The 9,452-nt window shown below is 44.5% G+C and carries 12 protein-coding genes; 8 read left to right on the top strand and 4 right to left on the bottom strand.

Annotation, left to right across the window (positions count from 1 at the left end; translation table 11 throughout):
- The coding region (locus QUA02_RS26720; RefSeq protein WP_333032277.1) for a calcium-binding protein at positions 1-857 on the bottom strand (857 nt) is incomplete at its 3' end.
- Between the two features lie 534 nt (positions 858-1,391).
- Between QUA02_RS26720 and QUA02_RS26715 the strand changes: the two genes are divergently transcribed.
- The 4 genes from QUA02_RS26715 to QUA02_RS26700 all read left to right on the top strand — a co-directional run bounded on the left by QUA02_RS26715 (position 1,392) and on the right by QUA02_RS26700 (position 3,306).
- On the top strand, positions 1,392-1,880 hold the full coding sequence (locus QUA02_RS26715) for a helix-turn-helix domain-containing protein (RefSeq protein WP_333032273.1): 489 nt from the start codon (positions 1,392-1,394) through the stop codon (positions 1,878-1,880).
- Between the two features lie 168 nt (positions 1,881-2,048).
- Positions 2,049-2,426, top strand: coding sequence for a hypothetical protein (locus tag QUA02_RS26710; protein WP_333032272.1), 378 nt, complete (start codon positions 2,049-2,051; stop codon positions 2,424-2,426).
- A gap of 3 nt (positions 2,427-2,429) precedes the next feature.
- Positions 2,430-2,843 carry an HNH endonuclease gene (locus QUA02_RS26705; RefSeq protein WP_333032271.1) on the top strand — a complete coding sequence of 138 codons (414 nt, stop codon included), beginning with the start codon at positions 2,430-2,432 and terminating at the stop codon, positions 2,841-2,843.
- 151 nt (positions 2,844-2,994) lie between these two features.
- The gene (locus QUA02_RS26700) at positions 2,995-3,306 is read left to right on the top strand and encodes a DUF433 domain-containing protein (protein WP_333032270.1); all 312 of its coding nucleotides are present in this window, start codon (positions 2,995-2,997) and stop codon (positions 3,304-3,306) included.
- 297 nt (positions 3,307-3,603) lie between these two features.
- Here the strand turns inward: QUA02_RS26700 and QUA02_RS26695 are convergent, their stop codons facing one another.
- On the bottom strand, positions 3,604-3,741 hold the full coding sequence (locus QUA02_RS26695) for a hypothetical protein (protein WP_333032269.1): 138 nt from the start codon (positions 3,739-3,741) through the stop codon (positions 3,604-3,606).
- 405 nt (positions 3,742-4,146) lie between these two features.
- On the opposite strand from QUA02_RS26695, the gene QUA02_RS26690 reads away from it, so the two are divergent.
- On the top strand, positions 4,147-5,085 hold the full coding sequence (locus tag QUA02_RS26690; RefSeq protein ID WP_172189985.1) for a UDP-glucuronic acid decarboxylase family protein: 939 nt from the start codon (positions 4,147-4,149) through the stop codon (positions 5,083-5,085).
- Between the two features lie 148 nt (positions 5,086-5,233).
- Complete coding sequence (locus tag QUA02_RS26685; RefSeq protein WP_333032268.1) at positions 5,234-6,622, top strand: UDP-glucose dehydrogenase family protein; 1,389 nt, start codon at positions 5,234-5,236, stop codon at positions 6,620-6,622.
- 142 nt (positions 6,623-6,764) lie between these two features.
- On the opposite strand, the gene QUA02_RS26680 is transcribed toward QUA02_RS26685, so the two are convergent.
- A complete protein-coding gene (locus QUA02_RS26680) occupies positions 6,765-7,235 on the bottom strand; it encodes a hypothetical protein (protein WP_333032266.1) in 471 nt (156 codons plus the stop codon).
- A 182-nt stretch (positions 7,236-7,417) separates the two neighbouring features.
- On the opposite strand from QUA02_RS26680, the gene QUA02_RS26675 reads away from it, so the two are divergent.
- Positions 7,418-7,636: a helix-turn-helix domain-containing protein gene (locus tag QUA02_RS26675; RefSeq protein ID WP_194062933.1), complete on the top strand. Its 219-nt coding sequence runs from the start codon at positions 7,418-7,420 to the stop codon at positions 7,634-7,636.
- A 79-nt stretch (positions 7,637-7,715) separates the two neighbouring features.
- On the opposite strand, the gene QUA02_RS26670 is transcribed toward QUA02_RS26675, so the two are convergent.
- Positions 7,716-7,877 (bottom strand): hypothetical protein, encoded by a 162-nt coding sequence (locus QUA02_RS26670; RefSeq protein ID WP_333032265.1) that lies wholly within the window; start codon positions 7,875-7,877, stop codon positions 7,716-7,718.
- 42 nt (positions 7,878-7,919) lie between these two features.
- Here QUA02_RS26670 and QUA02_RS26665 point away from each other — a divergent pair, with 42 nt between their 5' ends.
- A complete protein-coding gene (locus QUA02_RS26665) occupies positions 7,920-9,392 on the top strand; it encodes an NACHT domain-containing protein (protein WP_333032264.1) in 1,473 nt (490 codons plus the stop codon).
- The last annotated feature ends 60 nt before the right edge of the window (positions 9,393-9,452 follow it).

The raw sequence follows: 9,452 nt of genomic DNA, 5'->3' as shown, positions 1-9,452 counted from the left end.
GTCGGCGCAGGCGTCGGAGTCGTTGCAGTTGGGGTGATTGAAGGCTCCGGTGTCGGTGTCGGAGTCGGTGTCGGTGCAGGTGTCGGCGCAGGTGTCGGAGTCGGCGCAGGTGTCGGAGTCGTCGCAGGCGTCGGCGCAGGCGTCGGAGTCGTCACAGGCGTCGGAGTCGTGACAGGCGTCGGCAAAGGCGCAGGCGTCAGACTCACAATCCCGCTAGAATCAGCAATAGTCAATCTGCCGTCACCCTCCAAAACTGCCAAATATTGCCCTGTTAACTCATCCTGAATAATCGTGTAGCCAGCATTAACCCCTGTGCCCACATAAATCTTGAGGTCATCAAAGGCAAGATCGTTCCTTAACTGAATTACATCCTCACCCTCTGTATAATCAACAATCAAATCGGCATCCGAAAGCTCAGTACCCCCAGTATTTTTACCAATAAAAAAAGTGTCGTTACCATTCCCCCCAGTTAATGTATCTGCTCCCTTATCTCCATAGAGAATGTCATTCCCGAAGTTGCCAAACAAGCTGTCATTACCTTTACCACCGTAAACTGTATCGTTATCTATTCCGCCATCAACTGTATCCTCGCCTTCGTTGCCGTATATCAAGTTATCTCCAGCATTAGCAAATAGCCGATCGTCACCTTTGCCGCCGTAAACTGTATCGTTACCTTTGCCACCGTAGACGGTATCGTTACCTTCATTACCGTATAGCTTGTCATCTCCTTGTTTCCCGTAGATTAAGTCCTCTCCATCACGGCCAAACACTAAGTCAGAGCCTTGTTGTCCAAATATTAAATCTGCATCGGGGGTGCCATTGAGAGTATCGTCAGCCAACGTTCCATTAATGTTCATGTTGCAATCTCCGTGTGAATACTAGATTTATCCCTATTCGAGCTACAAGTCTTTCTCCATTTCTGAAAAAATGACTTGCTAGCCTGTATTTTTAGATCCTGCGATCGCCCTAAATTTATGCGAAGTCAGGTATTTGCTATGTAAGCAAAACTCTTGCATAGCAAAGCTTTCGTCGCGATCGCACTCACAAAGAACTCAGTCTGCAGAAGGCGCATTGCAGCCTCCCATTTATTTATCAGGGGCAAATCCAGAAAATTATGCAAAATCCCAGAAAATAAATTAAAAAAATTACTGGCGGTGGCCGAAACTAGAGTCAAAGCGAGAAACTTACCAAAGTTCAGCCTTACTCCCCTGTCGGGTCGCTAACTGTAGTCAGCGACGGCTAAAAAGCTCTCCCACAAAGGTTTTGACTTTTAAGTTTCATTACTTGCGCTTTAGCACTCACTTATCATACGCTAGCTGAGTCTGGCAATAAACTGACACTCATCAGGATTTATGTTAGACTTCCATCAGGAACTTCACACACACCTATTTATGGCATCCACAAACGATCGCTTCGTCGAAGCCGAAAGCCGCTGGGACTTAAAAACTCTGTACTCGGACTTGGCCGCCGTTAAGGGAAAGCCTCTCACCCCCGTAGAAAAGCTGCATCTGCGGGGGTTGCTTTGTGGTTTCAGTCCGGCTGAAATCGCCGAAAAGCTGAAAAAGAATCCCAAGGGTGTTGAAACTGACCTGTGTGCCACTATTTATAAATACGTTAAAGCCTTTGTAGGTAAAGGCATTGAAAAGATAGAAAATTGGAGAAATATTGCTGAATGGCTTGAGGATGCTGGATATAAAACTCAGTCGTCTGCTAAATTCCCAACCAAAGATTTATTACCGGAAAATAGTGTAGTTAATATAAGTAATATAAGTATTGAGAAAAATCAAATAGTAATTGTTTTCAAGCTGCAAATACCTACTTCACCAGATTCAGAACTCTCAATACAAAACTTAGACCTCGACGATAACAACGCTAACTAAAATTTTGCCGCTATTCAACTGATTGGTAGGGTGTAGCGACTAAAATCAGGAAGCGCGATCGCACCTTTACCCGATCTGGCGGGGCGCTCGCACATTGCGTTTCTCAAAAAAGGGCGATCGCACTTCTCTTGTGCTAGGATTCAATGAGAGCATTAGTGACGAACAAAAATGGCAACAATTACCCTTCAAATTCCCGACGAACTGGCTCAACGTCTAGAACCTCTGCAAAATCGCTTGCCAGAACTGCTTTGGCAACTTCTAGAACTAACTAAAAATCCCACAACTATTGAGCCGGAAATACCATCTCATACCGCCGATATTCCCGCAGTTTATCAAGAAGTTCTTGATTTTTTGATAAACAGTCCAACTCCACAAGAGATTGTGAGTTTTAAGGTTTCACAACAGGCTCAGACACGCCTCCAAATTTTGCTTGACAAAAACCGCGAATCGACCCTAAATTCAATGGAAATAGCAGAATTAGATGTTTACGAGCAGCTAGAACATCTGATGATTTTACTAAAAGCAAGAGCCTATTCAGAGATTTGATAAATGACTTCTACTTCCATTTCTGCCGAACTCCGCAGATTAGTTATTGAAAGAGCTTCAGGACACTGTGAATATTGTCTGATTCATCAAGATGTTTCAATCTACAGCCATGAAGTAGACCATATCATTGCCTTAAAACACGGAGGTAAAACTCGTGCTGAAAATCTCGCTTTTTCTTGTTTATCTTGTAACCGCTATAAAGGTTCCGATCTAGCTACTATAAACCCAGTTAATGACGAAATTGTCCCTTTATTTAATCCACGCCGTCAGGTATGGGACGAACATTTTGTTCTTAATGATGCCAGAATAGCAGGCATCACTCAGATTGGTCAAGCTACTGCAAGATTACTCAAACTCAATGCTCCAAATCGCATACTTGAACGTCAAATTTTGATTAATCAAGGACGGTATCCATAAACAAGGCTAAGAACAACGCTATTTAAATTATGAGAATCATCAGAGGCGATCGGGATTTAGAAACTTTTTTTTAAGAGAATGGATAATAGGTTAGTAACTTCACAACTCTAATGGATTTGCTCGATACTATTTGAGATTTTGGCGCTCGATTATGACCATCAAGGAACAACTTCTCCAAACCATTGAAACACTGCCTGATGACTTGCTCGCAGCCACCCTGAAATTCGTCCAAACCCTTCAGCATCCCATTCGCAAAACTCCAGGAATTTGTGGCGGTGCAGCGCGAATTCGCGATACCCGAATTCCCGTCTGGACGATTGTTGCTTATCAACAACAGGGCGCAACTGAAGCCGAACTTCTCTATAATTATCTAGGACTCACCCTTCAAGATTTGCAAGCGGTTGCCAAGTATTACGATCGCAACCGAGAAGAAATCGAGCTGTGGCTTGCTGAAAATGACTAACCGCCAATGCTTGGGAGTTATTGAATTTTAGCTAGAATAGTATGAGTAAAAGTTGAAGCGCAATTATGCCGAATCTTTATATTATTGGCGATCCCAACGTTTAAAGTAAAACTACAGTTTTTTGGAAATTATTACCCAATTTTTTAGAATGTTTTGAATATGTCAATGCAGATGCGATCGCGGCCGGAATGTCCCCATTCTATCCAGAGTCATTTGCATATCCTCGCAGCACGCTTAATGATACAAAGACTGCGAAGTTTATCATACTCTGGCACCGATTCCGCCTTCGATACAACTTTAGCCGATCGTAACTTTGCTCGATTCTTGAGAAACTGTAAAACTAAAGGCTAGAAAATCAACCTGACTTAGTTCTGGCTGCAATCTCCAGAACTCGCAATTGAACCAGTGCAGTGTAGTGTTGAAAGTGGCAGACATTCTCTTCCCGAAATCGACCTAATTTCTCTCATATTGCTTTTCAGATAAATCGACCCAGGTTTTTTCAAATAAGCCCGTGAAGCGCAGCTATCCCGTAGGGCATCGCCCAATCTCAGACCGAAGTCATCAAATAACCAATAACCGCTAACAAATAACATAACTAATGTCAAGAGTGTTTTTTCGGAAATATTAAAGCTTAAATAAAAAATTGCTACCGACATTTGCGAATTATAACACTTTGTTCAAAGTATTTGAAAATGCTAAGTTAATTAAAGATTTTATAAAAGTGACGCATAAGTCTTTACATTGTCGATCGCAATTTTGTTATTCTATTAGAAAGTTTCATTCGATCCGCTGAATTTTTGTACCCCAGTCCTACCCCTAAACAGAACGGCAGTTTCCACAATGAGAATTTTAGTCACAGGCGGTGCGGGTTTCCTCGGTTCCCACCTAATCGATCGCTTAATGGCCCAAGGACATGAGGTAGTCTGCCTGGATAATTTTTACACCGGGACTAAACGCAATATCCTCAAATGGCTGGACAACCCGTATTTTGAGCTGATCCGCCACGACATCACGGAACCGATTCGGTTAGAGGTAGATCAGATTTACCATCTGGCTTGTCCCGCTTCCCCCATACACTATCAGTACAACCCTGTCAAGACAATTAAAACAAACGTCATCGGCACGATGAATATGTTGGGATTGGCCAAACGGGTAAAAGCAAGATTCTTTCTCGCTTCCACTTCCGAAGTGTACGGAGATCCTGACGTACATCCACAAACAGAAGATTATCGCGGCAACGTTAATTGTATCGGGATAAGATCGTGTTACGACGAAGGGAAGCGAGTAGCTGAAACCTTATCTTTTGATTACCACCGTCAAAATGGGGTAGACATTCGAGTTGTGCGAATCTTCAATACCTACGGCCCGCGGATGTTGGAAAATGACGGCAGAGTAGTGAGCAATTTTATTGCTCAAGCTTTGCGGAATCAACCGCTGACTGTATACGGCGACGGTTCCCAAACACGGAGTTTTTGCTACGTTTCTGATTTGGTGGAAGGATTTATTCGTTTGATGAATAGCGACCAAATCGGGCCGATGAATTTGGGGAATCCCGGCGAATACACTATTTTGGAACTTGCAGAAAAAATTCAAAATATGATTAATCCAGGGGCAGAAATTATCTTTAAACCGCTGCCGGAAGACGATCCAAAACAGCGACAACCCGATATTACTCGTGCTAAAACTTGGTTGGGGTGGGAGCCAACTGTGCCGCTGGATAAAGGTTTAGAGTTGACTGTGAAAGATTTTCGCGATCGCATTGAGGGAAACCAAAAGTAGAGACTGGGAGAGGGGGAGACTGGGAGAGTGGGGGAGGGAAAAAATCTTCCTTATTCCCAATTCCCAATTCCCAATTCCCAATTCCCGATTCCCAATTCCCGATTCCCAATTCCTACCTGATTTATTTACTAGCTTTGAGGAGATTTCTATGCAAGTTTGTGTTATCGGTACAGGATATGTTGGCTTAGTCACCGGCACTTGTTTGGCTCACATCGGGCATCATGTGATTTGTGTAGACAACAACGAAGAAAAAGTTAAGTTAATGAAGTCGGGACAGTCGCCAATTTTTGAACCCGGACTTTCTGAATTAATGTCTTCTGCATCTGCGTCGGGCAATCTAGAATTTACTTCGGATTTGGCCGCAGGAGTTGCTCACGGAGACATTTTGTTTATTGCGGTGGGGACGCCTCCTTTGCCTACAGGAGAAAGCGATACTCGCTATGTAGAAGCTGTTGCCCGCGGCATCGGAGCTCACCTCGACGGCGATTACAAAGTCATTGTGAATAAATCTACAGTGCCAATCGGTTCCGGGGACTGGGTGCGGAGGATTGTCCTCGACGGTTTGGCAGAACGTCAAAAACCTGAAAGTAGCGAGGGGGCTACGGGGGAGGAAGTAGCAGCAAAAACGGGCGTTCAATTTGATGTGGTTAGCAACCCGGAGTTTTTGCGGGAGGGCTGTGCTGTTTTAGATACTTTTAATCCCGATCGCATTGTTTTGGGAAGCAATTCTGGGCGGGCGATGGATATGATGGTGCAGCTTTACAGGCCGATTCTCGATCGCAAGTTTGCAGAAAATCAGTCTTTGCCGGAGGTTCCTGTGGTGATGACTGATATCAGTTCAGCGGAGATGATTAAGTACGCAGCTAATGCTTTTTTGGCTACTAAGATTAGCTTTATTAATGAAGTTGCTAATATTTGCGATCGTGTCGGTGCAGATGTTACCCAAGTAGCGAAAGGTATCGGTTTAGATTCGCGGATTGGCAACAAGTTTTTGCAAGCCGGTATTGGTTGGGGCGGTTCTTGTTTCCCCAAAGATGTCTCGGCTTTAGTTCACACGGCTGAGGATTACGGCTACGAGGCGCATTTGCTGAGAGCGGCAGTGGAAGTTAACCAACGCCAGCGGTTGATTGCTATTGAAAAGTTGCAGCAAGTTTTGAAAATTCTTAAGGGCAAAACAGTCGGACTTTTGGGTTTGACTTTCAAGCCGGATACTGACGATTTGCGGGATGCTCCTTCCCTGAATTTAATCGAGAATTTGAATCGGTTGGGAGCGAAAGTTAAAGCTTACGATCCAATTGTTTCTCAAACTGGGATGCGTCACGGTTTGTCGGGAGTTTTGGTAGAAACTGACCCAGAAAGGTTGGCCGACGGTTGCGATGCTTTGGTGTTGGTTACTGACTGGGAGCAGTTTCGCAATTTAGACTATGTGAAAATGGCGAAGTTGATGAATCATCCGGTGATGATTGACGGTCGCAATTTCTTAGACAAGAAGGCTTTAGAAGCGGCTGGTTTCCAATACGTGGGGATTGGAAGGTAAAGGGAGAGTTTCGATCTGAATTTTGAACCCGTAAGGTGCGCATTGCGCACCTTACAAAGTAGAATCTTTATCCTGTCGGGTACAGCAAGCACCTGACATTTGCTGGTGGCCAACAATCGCGGGTTTATCCGCCCCGCCTGCTTTAAAAAGTTTCCATCAATGTTTTTTCTTGAGCGTAAACATCTCGTAGCTGTTGCAGCGCTGAGGCAGAAATTACCGATTTAACTGTACCGACTAATTTACCCCACTCCAGCAAGCTGTCAACTGAAACAGCCGTTTTGAAGTTGTACGTATAGAATTTAGTCCAAAATTCTGGTGCTTGCGTGCGTTTCCAGCGTTTGTACCATCCGAGAAAATCTTGAGAACAGGGTCGTTTTACTTCTAAGATTGGGGGGAAATCGGCGTAGCTGACAAACCTGCTGATTCCTTGCGCGTGAACGTACACCACGTTGTGGCAGCATTCGATCCGGTATATCTGTTCCGGTGATATGTTGAACAGGAGTGCCACTGTTTCTTCGGTGACAAATCTCGATCGCGGATTGACGATCGACGATTTGTGAATAATTTTTGATTCGCCGATCTCTGACGATCTTAACTGATTATCTGATATCATTGTAGTTGCATCTGGTGGTAGGTAAGTCGCATCTGGTGTTAGGTAAGTCTATCTGCTAGGTGCCAAAGACAGAGAATATCTGTCGGGATTAATTTTAACTGGCGATCGCCTTAAGTTTGCAGACCGGGGGCGATCGCTTTTTGATATATTATACTAAATCCAAAATTTTGTAAATAGTGAATATGAGCAAAGGCTTAGTCAGATTGCGGGTTCGAGAGTTGGCTGCCGAGAAGGGATGGACGCTCAAGGAAGTTGCCCAGCGATCGGGCGTGGGCTACAGTACCATTAGCAATTATGCTCGTTCTCAGGGTATGGCAATGGTTGACTTTGCAGCAGTTCACAAGCTGGCTCGCACCTTTGATGTGATGATTGAAGATTTCGTGGTAATCCTAGAAAAATAGTTGAAAGTTTTGCCTAAATTCAATGTTTGAGCGATCGACTTTTGATATGACAATCGAGGATATGGTGGACATTATAGTTTTAAATCGGATAAACAACCGTCCCGATATTTGGACACGGCAGTGCCGTTTCCCTACCCGATATTTGGACACGGCAGTGCCGTTTCCCTACCCGATATCTGTTGAGAACCGCTAGATTGAAGCATAGGTCGATCGCCCGCAACCAAACTCGATCGCCTATCATTGAAATAACCCGCTTGCAGCCCGAAATTAGGAGAACCGTCAAATGTCAGATCCGATTACCTTGGGCTTGCTTTTCACAGTCGCTTGGCAAGGCATTCTGGGCACTCAAGTCAATGATGCACTGAATCATGCTTGTTTGACGGGGATAAAAAAGCTATCACGAAACGGAAAAATTGTCAATCACGATTTAGAAAAAGCGCTGAAAACATCTTTCCTGAAAGCTCAGCAACAAATCGCCTCAGAATGCAAACAGGAAATCGATCCGAAAAATGCGGCTAACCCAGAGAGTTTTGCCTATTCGCTGCAAGACAGGCGCAGGGATTTCGATTGGTTGAAACGAAAGCTCGAAAAGCTCAAATTAGAATTAGAGCAAATAGATAAAGAAACAGTCCCGTCTGGGATTCCGATTGCAGGTTTAGATGAGATTGAATTGCTGCTGACTGCCACAAATGATTTAAAGCAGGATCGGGTTGAAGAAGTCAAGCAAAAACTGCTGGAAGTCGCCCTAGAAAATTGCGCTGTCGCACCCTACAAAACGAAGTTAGATCGAGAATTATTTGCCTTATTATCAGCATATTTTGCTCAGGAGATAAAGGAAAATGAGAAAGTTTTTCAGATTTTTACAGGGCAGAGTTTAACGCGGATCGATAGCACAACCCAAGAGATGCACGTTTGGCTTGAGGAGATAGTTGAAAAGAGCCGCATTGCTTACGTGCCGCTTGACTGGCAGGATATTTGCCAGCAGATTTTAGACGAGAAAGAACAGCAGCGACTTAGCAGCAATCAGCTAACTTTTGGCAACCATCAAATAGATGATGTTTATGTACCGCTGGGATTGGTGGAACGGCAGAAAGTGACTCAGCGACGCGAGGATGTTGCGGCTGAGGAAGGTTCGGATTTGTACCGGGAAAAAGAAGTTACTCAAAAATTTGAACATAGCGAGTTTCTCGAACAAGTGATCCAGCAAGGAAGTAGCCCGAAAAGCAATGGCAAGCGGTTAGGAATTATTGGGGAATCGGGGGCGGGAAAAACAACGCTCTTGCGGCAGATTGCGAATTGGGTAGCGGCTGAAATTTCCGAGGCTATTGTAATTTGGGTATCCTTGGCAGATTTGCAGGGGAAGGAATTAGAAACCTATTTATTTGACAATTGGCTGCTGGCGGCAATTAAGAGGGTTGGGAAGGCTGAGGCGACGGCGGATATTAAGGATGATTTTTTAACTTTGTTTAATGCTGAGCGCGTTTGGTTGGTGTTGGATGGGGCGGATGAGATGGCTGTCGGAGATGGCAATCCTTTGGCGGAAATTCAGCGGCAAATTAGAACCGGCGGCTGTATTCAAAGGGCGCGGATTGTGCTAAGTTGTAGGCAGAATGTCTGGGATGCGATCGGCTCTGCGTTGGATACTTTTGATACTTATCGCACTCTGGAATTTTCCTATCCCGAACAGGTGGAAATGTTCATTGATAAGTGGTTTGGAACCCCCCCTAACCCCCCCTTGTTAAGCAGGGTGGATTAATTGTCGAGAGGCGAAATCAAGGCTATGAAGGCTATTGACCAACTTTATGCGAGGCATTTA

This window comes from Microcoleus pseudofavosus SVA1_A4 (assembly GCF_036700565.1).
In the GTDB taxonomy this organism is placed as follows: Bacteria; Cyanobacteriota; Cyanobacteriia; order Cyanobacteriales; family Microcoleaceae; genus Microcoleus.
The sequence above is the reverse complement of the archived record's forward strand: the minus strand, read 5'-3'. Positions and strand labels throughout refer to the sequence as shown.